The organism is Streptomyces sp. WG5 (genome assembly GCF_049974565.1).
In the GTDB taxonomy this organism is placed as follows: domain Bacteria; phylum Actinomycetota; class Actinomycetes; order Streptomycetales; family Streptomycetaceae; genus Streptomyces.
Map to the genome: position 1 here is coordinate 46,190 of NZ_JBNGGC010000025.1, position 21,795 is coordinate 67,984.

Sequence of the window (21,795 nt, forward strand, 5' to 3'; positions counted from 1 at the left end):
CCCGGCGCGTCGTCCGCGCTTTACCGCATGTCACCCGTCGCGGCAACTGCCGCCCCGACACCCCACCACTGACGCGATCGGACGGCTAGGCTCGAGGTCTGTACGTCATTCGGGCGACTCGGGGAGGTAGCGGGATGACGGAGGTACGGCGGAGGTCCGCCGCCTCGGCCGCCCTGTGGGAGCGCGACGAGGAAGTCGCCACCCTCACACAGGCGGTCGACACACTGTGCGCGGACCGCACGTCCCCCGGCAGCCTCCTGGAAGCCCGGGGCGAGGCCGGACTCGGCAAGACCGCGCTGCTCGCCGAGACCCGCCGGATCGCGGAGGCCCGGGGCTGCACCGTCTGGTCGGCGCGCGGCGGCGAGACCCTCAGGTCCGTCCCCTTCAACGTCGTACGCCAACTGCTCCAGCCCGCGCTGGTGTCCATGCTCCCGGAGGAAGCGCGCGAGTACCTCGGCGACTGGTACGACATCGCGGGCCCCGCCCTCGGTATCGCGGACCCCGGGGACCGGCAGGCCGACCCGCAGAGCGTGTGCGAGGGACTGGTCGCCGCCGTGCGCCGGCTCGCCCGCCGGGAGTGGCCGCTGGTCCTGCTGATCGACGACGCCCACTGGGCCGACCAGGAGACCCTGCGCTGGCTCGCCGCGTTCGCCGAACGGCTCGACGAGATCTCCGTGCTGGTCGTGATCGCCCGCCGCCCCGGCGACGTCAGCGGCGACAGCGCCCGCCACCTGGAGGCGGCCGCCGCCGTGGGCCGCCTCCTCGCCCCGTTCAACGAGCTCACACCCGAGGCGACGGCCGGTCTCACCCGCTCCACGCTGGGCGACCACGCCGACGCCGCGTTCTGCCGCGAGGTGTGGGCCGTCACCGGGGGCAACCCCTACGAGACCGTGGAACTCCTCGCCAAGGTCCAGGACAGCGAACTGGAACCGGTCGAGGCGGAGGCCTCCGAACTGCGCGCCCTGAACCGCTCCGCCCGAGGCGGCGGCCTCGTCGCCCGCCTGGAGCAACTCGGCGTCGAAATCGACCCGGTTCGCCTGGGCCGCCGCCATCCTCGGCAGCGGCATCACCGTCGACATGGTGGCCCGGCTCGCCACCCTCGACCGCGACGAGGCCGCCCGCTGCGCCGAGTTGCTCCGCGGCGCACGCATCCTCTCCGCACCCGACCCCGCCGCCGGGCAACCGGACGCGGGCGACCTGGAGTTCGTCCACCCGCTGATCGCCACCGCCGTCTACAACTCCATCCCCGACGCGCTGCGCACGGCGATGCACGGCATAGCGGCCCAGTTGGTCACCGACTCCCGGCTCGGTGCCGCGGCCGCCTCCCGCCACCTGCTCCGGGTGCATCCCGACGACGACCCGGAAGTCGTCGGTCAGTTGCGCGACGCCGCCCGCGAGCACCTCGCCGTCGGCGCGCCCGACGCGGCCCGCCTCTGCCTCGAACGCGCCCTGCGGGAACCACCGCTGCCCGACATCCACGCGCGCGTCCTCTACGAACTGGGCTGCGCCACCCTCCTCACCGCGCCCGCCACCACCATCGGCCACCTGCGCACCGCCCTCGCCATGCCCGGCCTCGACGGCGACCAACGCGTCAACGCCGTGTTCCGGCTCTCCGAGGCCCTGCTCCACAACAACCAGCTGGAGGAGGCCGTCCGCACCGTCGAGGCGGAGGCCGCCCGGAACCCGGACCCGTCCGCCCGGCTGCGGATGCGGGCCGTCCAGTACATGTGGGAGGGCATCCACCCCGGCGAGACGTCCTCACCCGGCCGTTCCGCGCACCTCGCCGAACTCGCCCGGACCTGCACCGGCCGCGACGACACCGAGCGCGCCCTGCTCATCCTGCGCGGATTCGACGCGATGACCCACGGCGAGAACGCCGAGGAGGTCGTCGAGCTGTGCGACCGCACCCTCGTCAACGGCCGCCTCGCTCCAGGCCTCGGCTGGACCGACAACGAGTGGGGCCTGGAACTGCCGATGATGCTGGCCAACTGCTACGCCTACACCGATCGGCTCGACCGCGCCGAGGCACTGTTCACCGAGGCCCTGCGCGCCTACGAGACCGCCGGCTGGAGCGGCGGCCACCTCGCCCTCGCGTACACCTACGTCGGGCTCGGCCACCGCAGGCGGGGCCGCCTCAGGGAGGCCGAGGCGACCCTGCGCGAATCACTGCGCGTCGCGGAGCGCGTCGGCCGTGGCCTGCCGATGTACTGGTCCGCGGTCTGCAACCTGATCGACACGCTGCTCGCCCGCGGCCATGTCGAGGAGGCCCGGTCCGTCGCCGACCGGTACGGCTTCGACCCGCCGTACCCCACCACGATCGTGCTGCCCGAGCCCCGTTCCGTACGCGGGCGGCTGCTGCTCGCCACGGGCCGCACCAAGGAAGGCATCAACGAACTGGAGGCCGCCGAGAAGGCGGCGGCCGCTCGCGGGCGGGACAACCCGGTGGTGGCTCCCTGGGCGGCCGAGCTCGCCCGGGCCCTCGCCGCGGAAGACCCCGCCCGCGCCGCCCGGCTGGCCTCCGACGCACGCCGCCAGGCCGAGCGCTTCGGCACGGACACCGCCATAGGCGAGGCCCTGCGCTGCGCCGCCGCGCTGGAGACCGGTCAGCGCGCGGTCCGGCTCGCCGGCCAGGCCGTCGCCTATCTCGAGGCGTCACCCTGCCAGTACGAGCACGCCGCCGCCCGCGTGGAGTACGGCATCGCCGCCCGCTCGGCGGCCGAGCTGCGCCGCGGCCTGGCGCTGGCGGACTCGTGCGGCGCGGACGGGCTGGTGGCGAGGGCCCGCGAGGCACTGGCGGCGGGCCCGTGAGCCGAGGGGCCGGTGTCGGCCCACGGGGACGCCGGCGGCTCAGCCTCCGGCGCCGTCCTCCTCGGCCAGCACCCGCTGGGCCGTCGCGAACGCCGAGTTCGCGGCGGGCACCCCGCAGTACACCGCCGTCTGCAGCAGCACCGCGCCGATCTCGTCCGGCGTCAGCCCGTTGCGCCGCGCCGCCCGTACGTGCATGGCCAGCTCCTCGTAGTGGCCGTGCGCGACCAGCGCCGTCATGGTGACCATGCTGCGCTCGCGGCGCGAGAGGGTCTCGTCGGTCCAGATCTCGCCCCAGGCGTAGCGCGAGATGAAGTCCTGGAACCGGGCGGTGAACGGGGTCTGCCGCCCCTGTGCCCGGTCCACGTGCGCGTCCCCGAGCACCTCGCGCCGTACCGCCATGCCCCGGCCGGCGCCGCCGTCGAAGTGCGCCCGCAGAGCGGTCAGCACCGCCTCGGGACGCTCCGCCGGCGCCAGGTGCGAGGCCCCCGGCAGTTCGGTCAGCGTCGCGCCCGGCACCGCGTCGGCGATCTCCCGCAGATGCGCGGGCGGTGTCGCCGGGTCCTCGCGGCCCGCGATCAGCAGGGTCGGCGCGGTGATCTCGCCGAGCCGGTCCCGCAGGTCGAAGGCGGCCAGCGCGTCACAGCAGGCGGCGTACGCCCCGGGATCGGCGTCCCGGTGGTCCCGCACCAGCGTCGGCACGGTGAACCCGGGCGTGAACCAGCGGTCGTCCGCGCTCCGAGCGAGCTTCGCCAGCCCCTCCGCGCGCACCGTCGCGGCCCGCTCCTGCCACGCCCGCGCGCCGTTGAAGTGCGCCGACGAGCAGACGACGGCCAGCGACGACACCCGCTCCGGGTGGTGCACGGCCAGATGCAGTCCCACCGCGCCGCCCAGTGACACGCCCGCGTAGGCGAACCGCTCCACCCCGAGCGAGTCGGCGAGCGCGAGCACCAGGCCGGCGAGGTCGCCGACGGTGGCGCCCGGCCCGATGAGCTCCGCCGCCGAACCTCCGTGCCCCGGCAGATCCCAGCGGATCACCCGGTGCGCGATGGACAGCTCGGGCGCCACCTGGTCCCACAGCGCGTACGAGGTGCCCAGCGAGGGCCCGAGCAGCAGCGGGGGAGCGGTGGCGGGGCCTTCGGACAGGTGGTTGAGCATGGTCAACGTCGCTCCAGAGCACGGTCGGTCAGGGCTCCCGCGGAGCCGGTGTAACGGGCGGGGTCGGTCAGGGAGCCGAGATCGAGGCCGGACAACTCCGGTACCTCGGCGAGCAGTTCGCCAAGACCGCGGTCCTCGGTGTACGTCCGCCGGGCCAGCTCGGTGAGCAGCGCCTTGGCGCGGGCCCGCCCGAGCACCGGCGCCAGTTCGGCGGAGAGCCGCTCGGACACGATCAGCCCGTGGGTGAGGCCGAGGTGCGCGCGCATCGCGTCCGGGCGGACCTGGAGCCCCTCGGCCAGCTCCGCGGCGTCACGGGCCGCGCCGCCGGTCAGCCGCAGCAGGTCCCGCAGCGGCTCCCACTCGGCGTGCCAGGCCCCGGCCGGCCGCTCGTCCTCGGCGGTCAGCGACCCGTACAGCGTGGCCGCGAGCTGCGGCGCACGCCGGGCCGCCGCCGCGATCAGCGTGGACCGTACGGGATTGGCCTTGTGCGGCATCGCCGACGAGCCGCCGCCGCTGCCCTCGGCGACCTCGGCGGTCTCGGTACGGGAGAGGACGAGCACGTCCGCGGCGGTCTTCCCGAGCGCGCCGGCGGTGAAGGCGAGGCAGCCGGCCAGGTCGGCGACCGGGGTGCGCAGCGTGTGCCAGGGCAGCACGGGCGCCCGCAACCCGAGTTCACGGGCGTACGCCGTCGGCAGTTCGGCCGGCTCCGTCGCGCCGTACGCCCCGAAGGCGGCCAGGGTGCCCGCCGCGCCGCCGAGTTGGGCGGGCAGCGCGTCGCGCACGGCGGCGACCCGGTCCCGCGCGTCGAGCACCAGCGTGCGCCAGCCGGCCGCCTTCAGTCCGAAGGTCGTCGGCACGGCGTGCTGGGTGAGCGTCCGTCCCGGCATCGCCGTGTCCCGGTGCTCGGCGGCCAGTCGCGCCAGCGCCCGCTCCGTACGGCCGAGGTCGGGCAGCAGCAGGTCCAGGGTGCGGGCGGCGACCAGCATCGTCGCCGTGTCCAGGATGTCCTGGCTGGTCGCGCCCCGGTGCACGTACGGCCCGTACTCCTCGCCGACCGCCTTCGTCAGGTCGGCCACCAGCGGGATCACCGGGTTCCCGCCGCCGCGGGCGCGCCCGGCCAGGGAGCGGACGTCGAACCGGTCCGGGTCCGCCGCGTCGGTCACCGCGGTCGCCGCCTCGGCGGGGGCGAGGCCCAGTGCGGCCTGAGCGCGGGTCAGCGCCGCCTCCGCGTCGAGCAGCGCACCCAGCCAGGCGTGGTCGTCGGTGGCGTCGGCGGCCGGTGAGCCCGCCCAGCCGGGGGCGAGCAGGCCCGTGTCGGGAGCTGATGTCACTGGAACTCCAGGAAGACCGTCTCGCCCTCGCCCTGAAGGCGGATGTCGAAACGGTACGTCCCGTTGCCCTCGTCCGCGGCGATCAGCGTGTCGCGGCGCTCCGCGTCCACCCGGGACAGCAGCGGGTCCGCGGCGAGCACCGCCGCGTCGCCCGGCAGGTAGATCCGGGTGAACAGGTGCACGAGCAGCCCGCGCGCGAACACGCACACGCCGACGTACGGCGCGCTCCGGCCGCGCGCCCCGGGCCGCAGCGTCCGGGCGTACCAGTGGCCGTTCGCGTCGGTCTGGATGCGGCCGAAGCCGGTGAACTCCACGCCGTTGCGGCCGAGGAACCCGCCGGAGGCGGGGTCGCGCCGCATCGAGCCGTCGGCCGTCGGCAGGTTGCCGTCCGGGTCCGGCCCCCACACCTCCAGGAGCGCGTCCGGCAGCGGGTCGCCCGCGCCGTCGTACACGTACCCGTGCACGGTGATCGTGTCCGGGTGGCCGACGGGTGCGATGTCCTCGCCGCCGCGGAAGGGCAGCGCGTACCCGTAGAACGGGCCGACCGTGTGCGACGGCGTGGGCAGCACGTTCTTCGGGCCGCTGGTGTCGATCTTCGTCATGGCGGGTCAGCGTCCTTCTTCGATCCAGGTGGCGTTCGGGCCGTCGAGCACGATGTCCCAGTGGTAGCCGAGCGAGAACTCGGGCACGGACAGGCTGTGGTCGTACGTCGCGACGAGCCGCTGCCGGGCGGCGTCGTCCGTCACGGACTGCAGGATCGGGTCGTACGGGAAGAGCGGGTCGTTCGGGAAGTACATCTGCGTCACGAGCCGCTGCGTGAACGCCGAGCCGAACACCGAGAAGTGGATGTGGGCCGGGCGCCAGGCGTTGACGTGGTTGCGCCACGGGTAGGGGCCGGGCTGGACGGTGGTGAAGCGGTAGAAGCCGTCGTCGTCGGAGAGGGTGCGGCCCACGCCGGTGAAGTTCGGGTCCAGCGGGGCGTCGTGCTGCTCGCGCTGGTGGGCGTAGCGGCCGGCCGAGTTCGCCTGCCAGATCTCGACGAGCTGGCCGCGCACGGGCCTGCCGTTCCGGTCGAGGAGGCGGCCGGACACGGTGATGCGCTCGCCGACCGGCTCCCCGGTGTGCTGCCGGGTCAGGTCGTTGTCGATTCCGGTGATGTCCCGCTCCCCGAAGGCGGGGGAGGACAGCTCCACCAGTTCCGGGTCCTTGGTGACGTCGATCGCGATCGGCGGCTGCTTCGGGTGGCGGAGCACCGAGGAGCGGTACGGGGCGTAGTCGCGGCGCGGGTGGTGCTCGACGGGCGCGCCGTCCGCGACCCGCTTCTCGTACGCGGCGTGCTCGGCCGCGATCTCCGCGTCGATGTCGTGCTGGGTGAGAGTCATGGGGGTTCCCGTGGGTGGCGTGACTAGCGGTCGAGGACGAGGGCGAGGCCCTGGCCGACGCCGATGCAGAGGGTGGCGACGCCGGTGCCGCCGCCCTTGCGGGCGAGCTGGTGGGCGACGGTGCCGGCGAGGCGGGCACCGGAGGCGCCCAGCGGGTGGCCCAGTGCGATGGCACCGCCCTGGGGGTTGAGGATCGCGGGGTCGAGATCGGGCCACTCGGCGACACAGCCCAGCACCTGGGCGGCGAAGGCCTCGTTGAGTTCGAGGACGTCCAGGTCGGCGAAGGTCCGGCCGGCCTTGGCGAGGGCGCGGTTCACGGCTTCGACGGGGGCGAGGCCGAAGTAGTGCGGGTCGGTCGCCGAGACACCGGTGGCCCGGACGCGGGCGAGCGGCTCGCGGCCGGTGGCCTTCAGACCCTCCTCGTCGACGAGGAGGAGGGCCGCCGCGCCGTCGTTGAGCGGCGAGGCGTTCCCGGCGGTCACGGTCCCGTCGGTGGTGCGGAAGGACGGCCTGAGCTTGGCCATCGCCTCCAGGGAGGCGGTCGGGCGTACGCACTCGTCGGCGGCGAAGTCGACGGGGTCGCCCTTGCGCCGCGGCACGGGTACGGGCGCGAGCTCGGTGTCGAAGAGGCCGTCCGCCTGGGCCCGCGCCGCCTTGTGGTGGGAGGCGAGGGCGTACTCGTCCTGCTGCTCGCGGGAGATCTCGTACTTGTCGGCGATCAGCTCCGCGGACTCCCCGAGGGGGACGGTCCACTGCGGGTCCATCCGCGGGTTGACCATGCGCCAGCCCAGGGTGGTGGAGTACAGCTCGGTGTGCCCGGCGGGGAAGGGCCGGTCCGACTTGGGCAGCACGTACGGCGCCCGGGTCATCGACTCCACGCCGCCCGCGAGGGCGATCCGGGCGTCGCCGACGGCGATGGCACGGGCGGCCTGGATCACCGCTTCGAGGCCGGAGGCGCAGAGCCGGTTCACGGTCACGCCGGGGACGGTGGTGGGCAGGCCGGCCAGCAGTCCGGCCATGCGGGCGACGTTGCGGTTCTCCTCACCGGCGCCGTTGGCGTTGCCGAGGTACACGTCCTCGATCCGGGAGGGGTCCAGGCCGGGGGTGCGGGCGAGGAGTTCACGGATCGCGTGTGCGGCCAGGTCGTCGGGGCGTACGCCCGCCAGAGAGCCGTTGTACCTGCCGAACGGGGTACGTACCGCGTCGAGGATGTAGACGTCCTTCATGCCGGGCCCTCCGCGACGACGAGTTCGGCGCCGGTCTTGGCGACGATCTCGTCGACACCGACGCCCGGTGCGGTCTCGACCAGGACCAGGCCGTCGTCGCCGACGTCGAGGACACCGAGGTCGGTGATGACCCGGTTCACACACGCCTTGCCCGTGAGCGGCAGCGCGCACTCCCGCACGATCTTGGGCGAGCCGTCCTTGGCGGTGTGGGTCATCACCACGATCACGGTGCGCGCACCGTGGACGAGGTCCATCGCGCCGCCGATCCCCGTGATCATCTTGCCCGGGACGGCCCAGTTCGCCAGGTCGCCGGCGGCCGAGACCTGCATGGCCCCCAGCACGGCGACGTCGATGTGCCCGCCGCGGATCATGCCGAAGGACAGCGCCGAGTCGAAGAAGGAGGCGCCCGGAAGGACCGTCACCGTCTCCTTGCCGGCGTTGATCAGGTCGGGGTCCACCTCGGCCTCGGTCGGATACCGGCCGGTGCCCAGGATCCCGTTCTCGGACTCCAGGGTCACCTCCACGCCCCGCGGGAGGTGGTTCGGGATGAGCGTCGGCAGCCCGATGCCGAGGTTGACGTACTGCCCGTCCCGCAGTTCCCGGGCCGCTCGCGCGGCCATCTGTTCACGCGTCCACGCCATCAGGAACTCACCGTCCGCCGTTCGATCCTCTTGTCCGCGGCCTGTTCGGCCGTGAGCGCCACCACCCGCTGTACGAAGATCCCCGGCAGGTGCACCGCATCCGGGTCGATCTCCCCGGGCTCGACCAGCTCCTCCACCTCGGCGACCGTCACCCGCCCGGCCATCGCCGCCAGCGGGTTGAAGTTCCGGGACGACTTGGCGAACACCAGGTTCCCGTGCCGGTCCCCCCTCGCCGCCCGCACCAGTGCGAAGTCGGTGCGGATGCCGTGCTCCAGCACGTACTCGCGCCCGTCGAACGCGCGGACCTCCTTCGGCGGCGAGGCCAGCGCGACCCCGCCGGAGCCGTCGTAGCGCCACGGCAGCCCGCCCTCGGCGACCTGCGTGCCCACCCCCGCCGGCGTGTAGAAGGCGGGAATCCCAGCCCCGCCGGCCCGCAGCCGCTCGGCCAGCGTGCCCTGCGGGATCAGCTCCACCTCCAGCTCACCGCCCAGGTACTGCCGCGCGAACTCCTTGTTCGCCCCGATGTAGGACCCGGTCACCCGGGCGATCCGCCCCGCGGCCAGCAGCACCGCCAGCCCCGAGTCCATCGCCCCGCAGTTGTTGGAGACCACCGACAAGCCGCCGGTCCCACGCTCGTGCAGCGCCTGGATCAGTACGTTCGGCACACCGCTCAGCCCGAAGCCGCCCACCGCGAGCGATGCGCCCTCCGGCACGTCGGCCACCGCCTCAGCGGCTGTGGCCACCACCTTGTCCATCCGAGAAGCCCCATCTCTTCCAAGCGCCCCGGATCGCGGACCGATCGGCGAATCGGCGAATCGGCGAATTAATCAGGGCACTGAGTATTTCAGCGAGGTTTCCCACACGCTGCCACCGGACGGGCAGGGCGTCAAGACCTCTCAAAAGGCCTGGTGGCTCGCCTGATGTGACTTCGGGCAGTCTCCGCCCGTCCGATGTATCGTCAGTGCACCGACGAAAATGACCACAGGAGCGCACATGGCCGCGGTCGACCTGACCACCCATCCCGGGCATCTGGCCCGGCGGCTGCAGCAGGCGCACCACCTGCTGTGGAACACGATGGTCTCGGAGGAGGTCACCTCGCCGCAGTTCGCGGTCCTCAACGCGCTCGTCAGCGAGCCGAACCGCCTGGACCAGCGAACCGTGGGGGAAAGGGTGGGCCTGGACCGGTCCACCATCGCCGAGGTGATCAGCCGGCTCGGCCGCCGCGGACTGCTGGACAAGGTCCGCGACCCGCAGGACGGGCGCCGCTTCCTGCTGCGCCTGACCGACGACGGCCTGCGCGTCCACCGCAAGCTCGCGGTGCGTACGGCTCGGATGAACCAGGTCTTCCTGGCCCCGCTCTCCGCCGACGAGCAGGCCGTGTTCTTCGACCTCGTCCGGCGGGTCGCGGACGCCGCCGGACGCCTCCGCAACCCGGTCGAGCCCGCGGCGGTACCGAGCTGATCAGGGCCGCTTCGCTGTATCGGCGAACACCACCCACACCTGGCCCTCGGCGAAGTCCAGCGGGGTGCCGTCCTCGGTGGTGAAGGACGTCCCGTCCGCGGCCGCGCCGCGTTTCCAGGCCGCCCCGTACGCGCGCCCGTCGCGCAGCACCTCCGCCTGCCCGGAGCCCACCGACTCGACGTACGGCGAGTTGCTGCCCCGGACGTCGTGGAAGTCCGACTCGCGTACGTTCACGTGCTGCACGACGACCGTCGACGGTGCGAGACGCCCGCCGTCGGCCGTCCGGGCCGGGGCGCCGTCCAGGGAGACCAGCCAGCGGTCGCGGCTCTCGGACCAGGTGAAGGTGAAGGACGCCGACGGGTAGCGCACCGTGCGCGAGGACTCCGCCTCGCCGCCCTCGGGGGCCGGTCCGTAGCGGAAGCCCGTGGTCAGGGCGTCGGCGCCCGCGGGTGACGGCTGCAGTCGCCTCGGCCGCAGATAGAGATTGTGCGGGGCGGGCCGGTCGTCGTCGCGGACGTAGGCGTCGGACGCCTCTTCCTGCCCCGGCGGCTCCGCGCGAAGGGGCGCCTCGTCGATGAGCGGCAGCAGTCTCCTGTGCGCACCCGAGAACGCCAGCGTCGGCCGGTCGAACTGGCGCAGCAGCTCCAGGTCGGACTCGCGGGCGCTGCGCACCGGTCCGACCGACGGGGGAAGATCGGTCGCGTAGACCGCCATCAGACGGCTCAGTCCGCCCTCCACCGGCTCCACGTAGACCACGTCCGCGGCTTCCAGGCCCGTCTGCGGACGGGCCGCCGGCACGTTGTCGACCTTCACGGCGAGCACCGGGCCCGGGCTGCCCGCCGCACTGTGCGAGCGCTTGGGGCGCGGTGCCTGTCCGTCCTCCTCGACCGTCCCCGGCCCGGCCGTGCAGCCCGCCGCCAGCGAGGCCGCCACCGCCGCGGTCACCAGCGCCCCGCCGCGCCACGCGTGCGTCCTTCGTCGCATTCCGACCACCCGCCTACCCGTCCCAGGTCATTGATTGTGTACTTTTCAAAGCATTTAGTGCCATACCTGACCGAATCTGATACGGCACATGGAAGGCGGCACATAATCCGCTGTTGGGACGAAACCGGCGGCGGTTCGGTGGAGGGCACCTCGGGTACCCGGCCGCCACGCAGCCCCGAAGGGCACGGCGACGGAGGGAGTGCGAGGCGATGAAGGCAGTGACGTGGCAGGGCAAGCGGGACGTGCGGGTGGAGGACGTACCCGATCCGTCGGTCCAGGAGCCGACGGACGCGGTCATCCGCGTCACGTCCTCCGGGCTGTGCGGCTCCGACCTGCACCTGTACGAGGTGCTGACGCCGTTCATGACCCCGGGCGACATCCTCGGCCACGAGCCCATGGGCATCGTGGAGGAGGTCGGCCCCGAGGTGACCGGCCTGCGGCCCGGCGACCGGGTCGTGGTGCCGTTCCAGATCGCGTGCGGGCACTGCTTCATGTGCGGCACCGGACTGCCGACCCAGTGCGAGACCACCCAGGTCACCGGCGAGGGCATGGGCGCCCCGCTGTTCGGCTACACCCGCCTGTACGGTGCCGTCCCCGGCGGCCAGGCCGAGTACCTGCGCGTGCCGCAGGCGCAGTACGGCCCGATCAAGGTGCCGGAGGGCCCGGCCGACGACCGCTTCGTCTACCTCTCGGACGTCCTCCCCACCGCCTGGCAGGCGGTCGAGTACGCCGCCGTCCCGCGGGGCGGCAGCGTCGCCGTGCTCGGCCTCGGCCCGATCGGCGACATGGCCTGCCGGATCGCCCGGGCCAAGGGGGTCGGGAGGGTGTTCGGCGTGGACCTCGTGCCGGAACGGCTGCGACGGGCCCGTGAGCGGGGCGTGGAGACGTACGACCTGCGGTCCTTCGACAGCGAGAAGGAGCTGGTCGCGGCGATCCAGGACGAGACCGGGGGCCGCGGTCCCGACGCCGTGATCGACGCGGTCGGCACCGAGGCGCACGGCGGCGTCGTCGCCAAGCTGGTCCAGTCGACCGCCGCGGTGATGCCCCGGGCCGTGGGCGGCCCGCTGGCGGAGCGGTTCAGCGTCGACCGGCTCGCCGCCCTGTACACCGCCATCGAGCTGGTGCGCCGGGGCGGCACGATCTCGTTGTCCGGCGTGTACGGCGGCATGGCCGACCCGATGCCGATGCTCACCCTGTTCGACAAGCAGATCCAGCTGCGGATGGGGCAGGCGAACGTACGCCGCTGGAGCGACGAGATCATCCCCTACCTGACGGACGAGGACCCGCTCGGCGTCGACGACTTCGCCACCCACCGGGTGCCGCTGACGGACGCACCGCACGCGTACGAGATGTTCCAGAAGAAGCAGGACGGCGCGGTCAAGGTGCTGCTGAAGCCGTAAGGCCCTGGGGCCTCCTCAGGGGCCGCCGAGGATCTCCGCCAGGTCGTAGCGGACCGGCTCCTCCAGCTGGGCGTAGGTGCAGCTCTCCGGCGTCCGGTCCGGGCGCCAGCGGCGGAAGCGGGCCGTGTGCCGGAAGCGCGCCCCGTTCTCCATGTGGTCGTACGCCACCTCGACGACCCGTTCCGGCCGCAGCGGCACCCAGGACAGGTCCTTCTTGCCCGACCAGCGGCTGGGGGCGCCCGGCAGCCGGGCCGACTCGTGCGCCGACTCCTCGGCCCAGGCGGCCCACGGATGGCCCCGGACGTCGTCCATACGCAGCGGTTCCAGCTCCTCCACGAGCTCCGCGCGCCGCTTCATGGTGAAGGCCGCGCTGACGCCCACGTGCTGGAGGACGCCCCGGTCGTCATAGAGGCCGAGCAGGAGGGAGCCGACGACGGGGCCGCTCTTGTGGAGGCGGTAACCGGCGACCACCACGTCCGCCGTGCGCTCGTGCTTGATCTTGTACATGGCCCGCTCGTCCTGGCGGTAGCGGAGATCGAGCGGCTTGGCGACGACGCCGTCGAGCCCCGCTCCCTCGTACTGCTCGAACCACCTCCGCGCCACCTCGATGTCGTCCGTCGCCGGTGCCACGTGCACCGGGGCCGTGAACCCGGACAGTGCCCCCACGAGCGCCGCCCGCCGGTCGGCGAGCCCCACGTCGAGCAGCGACTCGTCGTCCAGCGCCAGCAGGTCGAAGACCACCAGTGAGGCCGGCGTCCGCTCGGCCAGCGTGCGCACCCGGGAGTCCGCCGGATGGATCCGCTCGGTGAGGGCGTCGAAGTCCAGATGCCCCTCCCGCGCGATGACGATCTCCCCGTCCACCACGCACCGCTCGGGCAACCGCTGCCGCACCGCCTCCACCAGCTCCGGGAAGTACCTGGTCAACGGCTTGCCCGTGCGGCTCCCGAGCTCGACCTCGGCGCCGTCGCGGAACACGATCGACCGGAACCCGTCCCACTTGGCCTCGTAGTGCATGCCCGGCGGGATCTTCGCCACGGACTTGGCGAGCATCGGCTTCACGGGCGGCATGACGGGCAGATCCATGGTCCGACTGTATGAGCGGTCCGCGGGCCTCGCCTGTTAGGCTTGTGGGGTGATCAGGTTCTACTACTTCTACATCTGATACCGCCCCGGGAGACCGGGCGCCGATGCCGCCGCGCGTACGCGGTGTGATTCCGGCCGCCCGTCAGGGTCCCCGGGTTCGGCTGTAGCACGGCCTTCACCCACGCCGCTCCGTCGCGCGCCGATGACCCCTCCCTCCGTATCGGTCACTGTCCACGCCTTCCGATATGGCGGATCACGCATGTCTCAGCCCACTTCTGGCACCACCACCTGCCCAACCACCTCGTCCGGTACCGGCTCGGACTCCGGCTCCGGCTCCGGCTCCTTCCAGGTCGTCCTGGACGACGTCGTCCGCGCGCCCGGAGGCCGGCCGCTGCTGGACGGCGTTCACCAGTCGGTGGCGCTCGGCGAGCGCATCGGCGTCATCGGCGAGAACGGCACCGGCAAGTCGACCCTGCTGCGCCTGCTGGCCGGTCTCGACCGGCCGGACGCGGGCCGGATCCGCGTCCACGCCCCGGGCGGCGCCGGGTACCTGCCGCAGACCCCCGACCTCCCCCCGGACGACACCGTCCAGGACGCCGTCGACCACGCCCTCGCCGACCTGCGCACCCTGGAACGCGCCCTGCGCCGGGCCGAGCAGGCGCTGGCGGAGGCCGGGCCCGGCGAACTCGACGGCCTGCTCGCCTCGTACGGGGAGCTGCTGGAGGCGTTCGAGGCGCGGGACGGCTACGCGGCCGACGCCCGCGTCGAAGCCGCCATGCACGGACTGGGCCTTCAGCGCATCGCGCCCGGCCGGCGGCTGGGCAGCCTCTCCGGCGGCGAGCAGGCCCGCCTCAACCTGGCCTGTCTGCTGGCGGCCGCACCACAGCTGCTGCTGCTCGACGAGCCCACCAACCACCTCGACGTCCCGGCCGTCCAGTGGCTGGAGGAGCACCTGCGCTCCCATCGCGGCAGCGTGCTGGCGGTCTCCCACGACCGCGTCTTCCTGGAACGCGTCGCCACTGCCCTGTGGGAGGTGGACGGCGAACGCCGCACCGTCCACCGGCACGGCGGCGGGTACGCGGGATACCTCCGGGCCAAGGCGGCCGCCCGGCGTCGCTGGGAGCAGGAGCACGCAGACTGGCAACGGGAGTTGGCGGAGCAGCGCGCCCTGGCCCGCCGTGCCGCCGACACCATGGCCGCCGGCCCCCGGCGCCGGGCCAACGCCGACCGCGACAACCAGCGCCACCAGCGCAGCGTGGAGAAGCAGATCTCCGCGCGCGTCCGGCAGGCGAAGGAGCGGGTGCGGCGGCTGGAGGAGAACCCGGTCCCGCGGCCGCCGGAGCCCCTGCGCTTCGGGGCCCGGGTCGCGGGCGGCGAGAGCGACCGCAAGGGGGCGGTCGCCGACCTCCACCGGGTCGCGGTGGGCGACCGGCTCGACGTACCCGGCTTCACGGTCGAACCCGGCGAGCGCGTCCTGGTCACCGGGGCGAACGGCGCCGGCAAGAGCACGCTGCTGCGGGTCCTCGCCGGTGACCTGGACCCCGACCGGGGCACGTGCACGCGCCCGGACCGCGTCGGATGGCTGCCCCAGGAGACCGCGATCACCGATCCGCGGCGGACCCTGCTGGCCGCGTTCGCCGCCGGACTGCCCGGCGTCGCCGAGGAACACCGCGGCGCCCTCCTCGGGTTCGGTCTGTTCCGGCCGTCCGACCTGACGACGGCGGTCGGTGACCTGTCCACGGGGCAGCTGCGCCGGCTGGCGCTGGCCCGTCTGCTGCGGGACCCGGTGGACCTGCTGCTGCTGGACGAGCCGACGAACCACCTCTCGCCCGCGCTGGTGGAGGACTTCGAGGAAGCCCTGCACCACTACCGGGGCGCGCTGGTGATGGTCTCGCACGACCGCATGGTCGCCCGGCGCTTCACCGGCCGCCGGGTCCGGATGAGCAACGGGAGCCTGGACGAGTAGAGAGGGCGGCGTGGCGTGGCGGCATGGGACCGTGGGAGGAGGTGTGACGGAGGGAGGGCGCGCGTGCCGGGGAGTTCCGCCAGGGCGGCCGTGGTGGTCACCGCGGCCGTCGCCGTCACCGGCGCCTGCGTGACCGCGATGGTGGCCGCGACGGGCGACCTCACCGGTCCGCCGGGCGTCACGGTCGGCTCACCCGAGGCGCCGGGCCCGGTGCCCCGCAGCCGTCAGGAGACGGTCGAGGCGTGGAGGGCGGAGCTCGCGCGTGCGGGTCTGCGCCTGCCCGAAGGATGGGAGCGACTGCCGACGGCGGAGATACGCGCCAGGTACCTGAAGCAGAAACGCGTCAACGACGGCCCGCCGAAGGACATCGACCCGCACATGGCGGTCGATCCGTGCGGGTCGTGGACCTGGGTGGTCAAGCCGGGCGAGTGCTGGTGACCGCTCCGGGCACACGGAGACGCCCGGGAACGCGGGTTCGAATGAAGGTCCGGGTGGGACGTCGCCTGATGTGCGAGGTCCCCATGGTGCGCCTACCGTGGCTCGCATGGCGGAAGCGGTGGAACTGGAAGCGGGCGGACGGACCGTGCGGCTGTCCAGCCCGGGCAAGGTCTTCTTCCCGGAGCACGGCTACACCAAGCTCGACGTGGCCCGGTACTACCAGGCGGTCGCCCCCGGCATCCTGCGCGCCCTGCGCGAGCGGCCCACCACCCTGCAGCGCTATCCGGACGGCATCACCGGCGAGTGGTTCTACCAGAAGCGCGCCCCCAAGGGCATGCCCGACTGGATCCCCACCGCGCACATCACCTTCCCGAGCGGTCGCAGCGCCGACGAGATGTGCCCCACCGAGGAGGCGGCGGTGCTGTGGGCCGCCCAGTACGGCACCCTCACGTTCCACCCCTGGCCGGTGCGCCGCGACGACGTCGACCACCCCGACGAACTGCGCATCGACCTCGACCCGCAGCCCGGCACCGACTACGACGACGCCGCCCGCGCCGCCCACGAACTCCGTGCCGTGCTGGAGGAGTTCGGCGGTCTGCGCGGCTGGCCCAAGACCTCCGGCGGACGCGGCATCCACGTCTTCGTGCCGATCGAGCCGCGCTGGACCTTCACCCAGGTGCGGCGCGCCGCCATCGCCGTCGGCCGCGAGATGGAACGGCGGATGCCCGAGCAGGTCACCATCAAGTGGTGGAAGGAGGAGCGCGGCGAGCGCATCTTCATCGACTACAACCAGACCGCCCGGGACCGCACCATCGCCTCCGCCTACTCCGTGCGCCCCCGCCCGGGCGCCCCGGTCTCCGCGCCGCTGACCTGGGACGAGGTGGGCGTCGCCCACCCGCGGGACTTCGACATCACGACCATGCCCGCGCGCTTCGCCGAACTCGGCGACGTGCACGCGGGCATGGACGACCGTTCCCACTCCCTCGACGCCCTGCTGGAGCTGGCGACGAAGGACGAGCACGACCACGGGCTCGCTGATCTGCCGTACCCGCCCGAGTATCCGAAGATGCCGGGGGAACCCAGCCGGGTACAGCCGAGCCGCGCGAAGAAGCCGCGCCCTCAGAAGAGCTGACCTACAACTCCTTGATCCTCACGTCCCGGTACGAGACCACGTCCGTGGTGCCGTGGACCTGGAGCCCGATGTAGCCGGAGGCGTACCGACGCCCGTCCGTGCCCGGGTCGTCCGAGCGCGGCGGGGAGAAGTCCTGGCCGCCGGTGTTGTCGAACTCGTTGATCAGCACGCCGTTGCGGTAGACGGAGTAGTGCTGGTCGACCACGCGGATCTCGTAGTCGTTCCAGGTGCCCTTCTCCGTCACCCCGGCGCCGGCCAGGCCCACCCGGTCGAAGCCGTAGACCGACCCCGACTTGTACATGTCGCCGGTCGGGCTGTCGAACACCTGTACCTCGTGCCCGTACTTGATGGCGACCCACTCCGGCCGGGACTCCTCCGGGTGGTCGTGGACCTGCGGGAAGCGCACGAAGACGCCGCCGTTGGTGTTGGCCGTGCCGGGCGCGTCGTCCCGCCACTGGAGCTTCAGCGAGAAGTCCCCGTACGTGCGCTCCGGGAACCACAGCATGCCCATGCCCGGTGTGCTCGTGCTGGAGGTGATCGAGCCGTCCTCGTTCAGCGCGAACGAACCACCGCCCACCTGCTGCCACGTGCCGAAGGACTCCTGGGAGCCGTCCAGAATCGCGCGGTAGCCCTCGGTCTGGCCGGGCACGCCGATCTTCGACTGGCGGGCGGCCTTGTTGATCGCCCGGTACTCCCGCCGGTCGACGACGCCCTCGTCCAGCAGCGCGTCCATGACCTCGCGGACGTGCTTGAGGAACAGCTGCTGCGACGACCAGTCCTTCTCGTCCTCGATCAGCTCGTTGATCCGGCACCGGTTGTTCGTGACCCGGTTCGGCACACCCGTGTCGACCGTGCCCACGACCACCGTGAGCCGTTCGTCGTACTCCGGGCAGGGCGGCGGCGGTACCTGGCCCGACACCACCGTGAAGCTCACGGTCAGCGGCGCGGAGGTGTTGCCCGCCTTGTCACTCGCCCGGTAGCTCACGGTGTGCCGGCCCACCCGGTCGACGACGACCGGCCCGGTGTACGCCAGGTAGGGCCCGGCGTCCAGGGAGTACTCGATGCCGGCCACCCCGGAGCCGCCCTCGTCGGTGGCGCTGACGGTCACCTTGGCGCTGCCGACGTACGCGCCGACGGAGTTCCTGCTGCCCTCCACGGTCGCGCCGGTCACCGGCGGCACGGTGTCCTGCGGGGGAGCGGCGACGACGGTGAAGGCGACGCTCTTCTCCGCCGCGACGTTGCCCGCCTTGTCGGTGGCGCGGTAGCGCACGGTGTGCTCACCGACCGCGTGCACCATGACGGGCGCGGTGTACGCCTGCCAGGCGCCGTCGCCGACCGCGTACTCGATGGTGTTGACGCCGGAACCGGTGTCGGAGGCGGTGACGGTCACCGTCGCCATGTCGATGTACGCGCCGTCGGAGGTCTTCTCGCCGCCGACCGTCGCCGAGGTCTCCGGCGCGGTCGTGTCGTCGGTGTCCGGGGCGACCACGGTGAACGTGACGCTCTTCTCGGCGGCCGCGTTGCCCGCCTTGTCGAACGCCCGGTAGCGCACCGTGTGGTCGCCCACCTGGTCGATGACGACCGGCGTGGTGTACGGCTGCCAGGCACCGTCGGCGCCGATCGCGTACTCGATCCGCTCGACGCCGGAGCCGCCCTCGTCGGTGGCGCCGAGCGTCACGCTCGCGGCCCCGACGTACTGGCCGTCGGCGTTCTGCGTGCCGCCCACCTCCGCCGACGTGGCGGGCGCCGTGGTGTCCTCGCCCCCGCCGCCCTCGGTCACCACGAGGACGCCCTTCATCTCGCCGTGGCCCTGGATGGTGCAGCGGTAGAGGTAGCGGCCGGGGGAGAGGGTGACCTCGGCGGTGTGCCTGCCGCCCTGGTCGTCGCCCGGGTTGGCCAGGATGTTCAGCTGGACGTCCTGGTTGTACTCGGGATCACTGGTCGTGAACGTCAGCGTGTGCGGCATGCCGGTGGTGTTGCCGGTCGCCTCACTGTTCTCGAAGACGATCGTGGCCGGACCGGCCACCGCCGTCTCGGGCGCCGACGTGTACTTGTCGATGTCGTTGCCGGCCGTCCAGGTGAGGACCTGGTCGGCGGCGACGGCCTCGGTCTTCGCCCGGGGCTGCCCGGACGCGGACGTCGCCTGCAGACCGAGCATCATCAGCAGGCCGGCCAACAGGGCCGCCCACATTCTTCGCCCGCGTATCACTCGGACCCCCTCGCCAGCTGCCCGGCGGCCGGCGTCGGCCCACCGCCCTCGTAGGTGACCCGCCACAGGGCCGACTTGGAGTCCGAGGTGAAGAAGCCGCGGCCGTAGTCGAGGACGTACAGCGCGCCGTCCGGGCCGAACTTCCAGCCCATCAGGTTCCTGATGCCGTCGTTGCCGACCGGCACGATCTTCTTCAGCGACTCCGAGTGCACCGGCAGTCCGCCGTCGCCCTGTGTCTTCGGGTCCATCAGCACCGCGTTGCGCGGCTGGTCGGCGTCGTAGAAGTCACCGACGAACCACTTGCCGTCCCAGTACGCGGGCCACTTGGTCTCGCTGGTGCTGTCGGCGTCGTAGCGGTAGACCGGGCCGTTCATCGCGGCCTGGCCGCCGCCCTTGAGCCAGGGCAGCTTGTAGGTGGCCTCCTCCTGCTCGTACGACGGGACGCCGTTCTCGTCGCGCGGGAAGTCGGGGCCGCCGCCCTGCGGCGAGTACCAGATGTTGTTGCCGGTCACCGGCGGCAGGTTGACCAGGCCGTCGTTGTTCGGCGACTCGTTCTTCGGGGCGTCGCAGTCGTACCAGCCCAGCGGCTTCGACGGGTCCGGCAGGTTCCGGTCCCGGTACGGCTGCTTGTTGCCCATGCAGTACGGCCAGCCGCGGTTGCCCGCCTCGGTGATCGCGGCGAACGTGTCGTACTTCGCCGGACCCCACGTCGGCGACGGTGAGCCGGCGTCCGGTCCGACCCAGCCCGCGTAGAGCGTGTCGGTCTTCTTGTCGATGGAGATGCGCGCCGGGTTGCGCACGCCCATCACGTAGATCTCGCCGCGCGTCTTGCCGCCGCCCTCGGCGGTTTCCTCGCCGGTGAAGAGGTTGCCCTCGGGGAGCGTGTAGGTCCCGTCCGGCTCGGGGTGGATGCGCAGGATCTTGCCGTTGAGGTTGTTGGTGTTGCCGGCGGTGCGGCGCGCGTCGGCGAAGGACACGCCCTTGAAGTTGGGCTCGGGGTTGTTGCCCGAGTAACCGCCGCTGAAGCCGCTGGAGTTGTTGTCACCGGTGGCGATGTACAGGTTGCCCTTGGAGTCCCAGGCCATCCCGCCGCCCGCGTGGCAGCAGCTGTGGATCTGCACCGGCCACTTCAGCAGCACCTTCTCGCTGCCCAGGTCCAGCTTGTTGGTCGCCTGGTCGAGTGTGAAGCGGGAGACCCGCCGCTCGGCCATGTGGGTGTCGCGGTTGATCCCGGAGTGCGGCGTGTAGTGCAGGTACACCCATCCGTTCTCCGCGAATCCCGGGTCCAGCTCGATGCCGAGCAGCCCCTCCTCGACCTTGACCAGCTCCTCGCCGCCGCCCTTGTTGCCGAAGACGGTCAGCTCACCCGCGAGGGTGACCTTGTCGGTCTCGGGGTCCCAGACGTGGATCTCGCCCTTGCCCTTGCCGATGTCCGGGTCGTTCCAGTCGGTCACCACGGGCTGCGAGGAGTCCGCGCCGCCGCGGCCGATGTAGAACACGCGGCCGTCGGGCGCGGTGACCAGGCCGTGCGGCTCGCCGATCTGGTCGTTCTGGCCGGGCTGGTTGGGGTCGGTGAGTCGTTCGGCCTTGTAGTTGCCGTCGATGGTGGCCTTGCAGTCGGCCTGCGCCAGCCGGGTCGTCCACATCAGGGCGCCGCGCAGATGGGCGCGGAAGTCGGTCTCGTCGTACGACGACACCGTGCCGCCCATGCCGGTGTAGAAGGACCGGCCGCCGTCGTAGTCCCGGCACCAGCTGACCGGGTGGTCCCAGCCGTTGGCGCTCGCCCCGGGCTGGTACGTCGACTCGCGCACCCGGGCCACGGTGTGCACGTCGCCGGACGGGTTCTCCACCCAGTTCATCCACTCGTCGGGCCGCTTCCACTGCGCCGGCAGGTCCTTGGTGGCCGGATGGCGCCGGTCACCGACCTCGACGGTGGCCCGCTGGACCTTGGTGGGGCTGGACGCGGCGGGGCGGGCCCCGACCAGACCGGTGAACCAGTCCGAGTACGGTTCCGCGCGGGCCGCGTCATGAATGCCGACGAAACCGCCGCCGGCCTCCATGTAGGCCTCCAGGCCCGCTTCCTGCGCCGGATCGAGGACGTCACCGCCGCCGGTCAGGAAGACGACCGCGTTGAAACGGCCGAGCCTCTTCTCGTTGGTGAAGACCGAGGCGTTGTCCGTGGCCTCGACCGTGAAGCGCTCCTTCGCCGGGCCGGACAGCCCGATCCGCTCGATGGCCGCGATCCCGGCGTTCACGACCGGTGACTCGTCCCCGGCCGCGGCGGATCCGTAGAAGATCAGCACCCGTACGTTGGCGCCGCCCGGCGGCGACTTGATCGACATCGTTGTCAGAGACGGGTCCGGCGCCGGACGCGCGCTGGCGGTGGGCCCCGCCAGCAGTCCCGCGGCGACGAATCCGGCGGTCGCGAACGCCGCCCAGCCCTTTCTTCTCGCGCTCAACCCTCGTAAGTGCATGGGCACCTCCTCGGTCACGGCAGCAGCGCCAAGGAAGTTAGACCTCTTTGCGTGGTTCGCCAATAGGTATGACCGGCATTGAACGAACTTTGTCCTGAGTGTGGA

The 21,795-nt window shown here is 72.6% G+C and carries 16 protein-coding genes and 1 pseudogene; 6 read left to right on the top strand and 11 right to left on the bottom strand.

Translation table 11 applies throughout. The features are described from left to right. The first annotated feature begins 134 nt into the window (after positions 1-134). Positions 135-2,808: pseudogene (locus ACP4IX_RS24795) on the top strand (ATP-binding protein). A 39-nt stretch (positions 2,809-2,847) separates the two neighbouring features. Here the strand turns inward: ACP4IX_RS24795 and pcaD are convergent. Genes pcaD through ACP4IX_RS24830 form a run of 7 tightly spaced genes read right to left on the bottom strand, consistent with a single transcriptional unit; the run spans position 2,848 to position 9,298 of the window. Beyond that, entirely contained in the window at positions 2,848-3,963 is a 1,116-nt protein-coding gene (gene pcaD, locus ACP4IX_RS24800) for a 3-oxoadipate enol-lactonase (RefSeq protein WP_426517808.1), read from the bottom strand. A gap of 2 nt (positions 3,964-3,965) precedes the next feature. After that, positions 3,966-5,294: a 3-carboxy-cis,cis-muconate cycloisomerase gene (gene pcaB / locus ACP4IX_RS24805; protein ID WP_426517399.1), complete on the bottom strand. Its 1,329-nt coding sequence runs from the start codon at positions 5,292-5,294 to the stop codon at positions 3,966-3,968. Continuing rightward, entirely contained in the window at positions 5,291-5,896 is a 606-nt protein-coding gene (gene pcaG, locus ACP4IX_RS24810; protein ID WP_426556645.1) for a protocatechuate 3,4-dioxygenase subunit alpha, read from the bottom strand. Before pcaG ends, pcaB begins: the two co-directional genes overlap by 4 nt. Positions 5,897-5,902: 6 nt before the next feature. Beyond that, positions 5,903-6,676, bottom strand: coding sequence for a protocatechuate 3,4-dioxygenase subunit beta (gene pcaH, locus ACP4IX_RS24815; RefSeq protein ID WP_426517395.1), 774 nt, complete (start codon positions 6,674-6,676; stop codon positions 5,903-5,905). A gap of 23 nt (positions 6,677-6,699) precedes the next feature. Beyond that, positions 6,700-7,902: a thiolase family protein gene (locus tag ACP4IX_RS24820; RefSeq protein WP_426556646.1), complete on the bottom strand. Its 1,203-nt coding sequence runs from the start codon at positions 7,900-7,902 to the stop codon at positions 6,700-6,702. Then, positions 7,899-8,543, bottom strand: coding sequence for a CoA transferase subunit B (locus ACP4IX_RS24825; RefSeq protein ID WP_426556647.1), 645 nt, complete (start codon positions 8,541-8,543; stop codon positions 7,899-7,901). The genes ACP4IX_RS24820 and ACP4IX_RS24825 overlap by 4 nt, the downstream gene beginning before the upstream one ends. Next, positions 8,543-9,298, bottom strand: coding sequence for a CoA transferase subunit A (locus ACP4IX_RS24830; protein ID WP_426517389.1), 756 nt, complete (start codon positions 9,296-9,298; stop codon positions 8,543-8,545). The genes ACP4IX_RS24825 and ACP4IX_RS24830 overlap by 1 nt, the downstream gene beginning before the upstream one ends. A 238-nt stretch (positions 9,299-9,536) precedes the next feature. Between ACP4IX_RS24830 and ACP4IX_RS24835 the strand changes: the two genes are divergently transcribed. Further along, positions 9,537-10,004 (top strand): MarR family winged helix-turn-helix transcriptional regulator, encoded by a 468-nt coding sequence (locus ACP4IX_RS24835; RefSeq protein WP_426556648.1) that lies wholly within the window; start codon positions 9,537-9,539, stop codon positions 10,002-10,004. On the opposite strand, the gene ACP4IX_RS24840 is transcribed toward ACP4IX_RS24835, so the two are convergent. Further along, entirely contained in the window at positions 10,005-10,988 is a 984-nt protein-coding gene (locus ACP4IX_RS24840; protein WP_426556649.1) for a DUF3048 domain-containing protein, read from the bottom strand. A 209-nt stretch (positions 10,989-11,197) separates the two neighbouring features. Here ACP4IX_RS24840 and ACP4IX_RS24845 point away from each other — a divergent pair, with 209 nt between their 5' ends. Continuing rightward, positions 11,198-12,388 carry a zinc-dependent alcohol dehydrogenase gene (locus ACP4IX_RS24845; protein WP_426556650.1) on the top strand — a complete coding sequence of 397 codons (1,191 nt, stop codon included), beginning with the start codon at positions 11,198-11,200 and terminating at the stop codon, positions 12,386-12,388. A 15-nt stretch (positions 12,389-12,403) separates the two neighbouring features. Here ACP4IX_RS24845 and ACP4IX_RS24850 read toward each other — a convergent pair whose 3' ends face one another. Then, positions 12,404-13,471 carry an ATP-dependent DNA ligase gene (locus ACP4IX_RS24850; RefSeq protein ID WP_426556651.1) on the bottom strand — a complete coding sequence of 356 codons (1,068 nt, stop codon included), beginning with the start codon at positions 13,469-13,471 and terminating at the stop codon, positions 12,404-12,406. A gap of 259 nt (positions 13,472-13,730) precedes the next feature. On the opposite strand from ACP4IX_RS24850, the gene ACP4IX_RS24855 reads away from it, so the two are divergent. From ACP4IX_RS24855 to ligD, 3 genes are all read left to right on the top strand, one after another. Continuing rightward, positions 13,731-15,437 carry a TlrC/CarA/OleB/SrmB family ABC-F type ribosomal protection protein gene (locus tag ACP4IX_RS24855; protein ID WP_426556652.1) on the top strand — a complete coding sequence of 569 codons (1,707 nt, stop codon included), beginning with the start codon at positions 13,731-13,733 and terminating at the stop codon, positions 15,435-15,437. A 63-nt stretch (positions 15,438-15,500) separates the two neighbouring features. Further along, positions 15,501-15,875, top strand: a complete 375-nt coding sequence (locus tag ACP4IX_RS24860) for a hypothetical protein (protein ID WP_426556653.1) — start codon at positions 15,501-15,503, stop codon at positions 15,873-15,875. 106 nt (positions 15,876-15,981) lie between these two features. Further along, the gene (gene ligD / locus ACP4IX_RS24865) at positions 15,982-17,007 is read left to right on the top strand and encodes a non-homologous end-joining DNA ligase (RefSeq protein WP_426556654.1); all 1,026 of its coding nucleotides are present in this window, start codon (positions 15,982-15,984) and stop codon (positions 17,005-17,007) included. A 1-nt stretch (position 17,008) separates the two neighbouring features. On the opposite strand, the gene ACP4IX_RS24870 is transcribed toward ligD, so the two are convergent. Then, positions 17,009-19,198 carry an OmpL47-type beta-barrel domain-containing protein gene (locus ACP4IX_RS24870; RefSeq protein WP_426556655.1) on the bottom strand — a complete coding sequence of 730 codons (2,190 nt, stop codon included), beginning with the start codon at positions 19,196-19,198 and terminating at the stop codon, positions 17,009-17,011. Between the two features lie 14 nt (positions 19,199-19,212). Then, positions 19,213-21,690 carry a ThuA domain-containing protein gene (locus ACP4IX_RS24875; protein WP_426517373.1) on the bottom strand — a complete coding sequence of 826 codons (2,478 nt, stop codon included), beginning with the start codon at positions 21,688-21,690 and terminating at the stop codon, positions 19,213-19,215. Positions 21,691-21,795 lie beyond the last annotated feature (105 nt).

Bases quoted from the DNA above. Each gene is read 5' to 3' on its own strand.
- pcaD (WP_426517808.1), bottom strand. From the start codon at position 3,963: ATGCTCAACCACCTGTCCGAAGGCCCCGCCACCGCTCCCCCGCTGCTG.
- pcaG (WP_426556645.1), bottom strand. From the start codon at position 5,896: ATGACGAAGATCGACACCAGCGGCCCGAAGAACGTGCTGCCCACGCCG.
- pcaH (WP_426517395.1), bottom strand. From the start codon at position 6,676: ATGACTCTCACCCAGCACGACATCGACGCGGAGATCGCGGCCGAGCAC.
- ACP4IX_RS24820 (WP_426556646.1), bottom strand. From the start codon at position 7,902: ATGAAGGACGTCTACATCCTCGACGCGGTACGTACCCCGTTCGGCAGG.
- ACP4IX_RS24825 (WP_426556647.1), bottom strand. From the start codon at position 8,543: ATGGCGTGGACGCGTGAACAGATGGCCGCGCGAGCGGCCCGGGAACTG.
- ACP4IX_RS24830 (WP_426517389.1), bottom strand. From the start codon at position 9,298: ATGGACAAGGTGGTGGCCACAGCCGCTGAGGCGGTGGCCGACGTGCCG.
- ACP4IX_RS24835 (WP_426556648.1), top strand. From the start codon at position 9,537: ATGGCCGCGGTCGACCTGACCACCCATCCCGGGCATCTGGCCCGGCGG.
- ACP4IX_RS24840 (WP_426556649.1), bottom strand. From the start codon at position 10,988: ATGCGACGAAGGACGCACGCGTGGCGCGGCGGGGCGCTGGTGACCGCG.
- ACP4IX_RS24845 (WP_426556650.1), top strand. From the start codon at position 11,198: ATGAAGGCAGTGACGTGGCAGGGCAAGCGGGACGTGCGGGTGGAGGAC.
- ACP4IX_RS24850 (WP_426556651.1), bottom strand. From the start codon at position 13,471: ATGGATCTGCCCGTCATGCCGCCCGTGAAGCCGATGCTCGCCAAGTCC.
- ACP4IX_RS24855 (WP_426556652.1), top strand. From the start codon at position 13,731: ATGTCTCAGCCCACTTCTGGCACCACCACCTGCCCAACCACCTCGTCC.
- ligD (WP_426556654.1), top strand. From the start codon at position 15,982: ATGGCGGAAGCGGTGGAACTGGAAGCGGGCGGACGGACCGTGCGGCTG.
- ACP4IX_RS24870 (WP_426556655.1), bottom strand. From the start codon at position 19,198: ATGTGGGCGGCCCTGTTGGCCGGCCTGCTGATGATGCTCGGTCTGCAG.
- ACP4IX_RS24875 (WP_426517373.1), bottom strand. From the start codon at position 21,690: ATGCACTTACGAGGGTTGAGCGCGAGAAGAAAGGGCTGGGCGGCGTTC.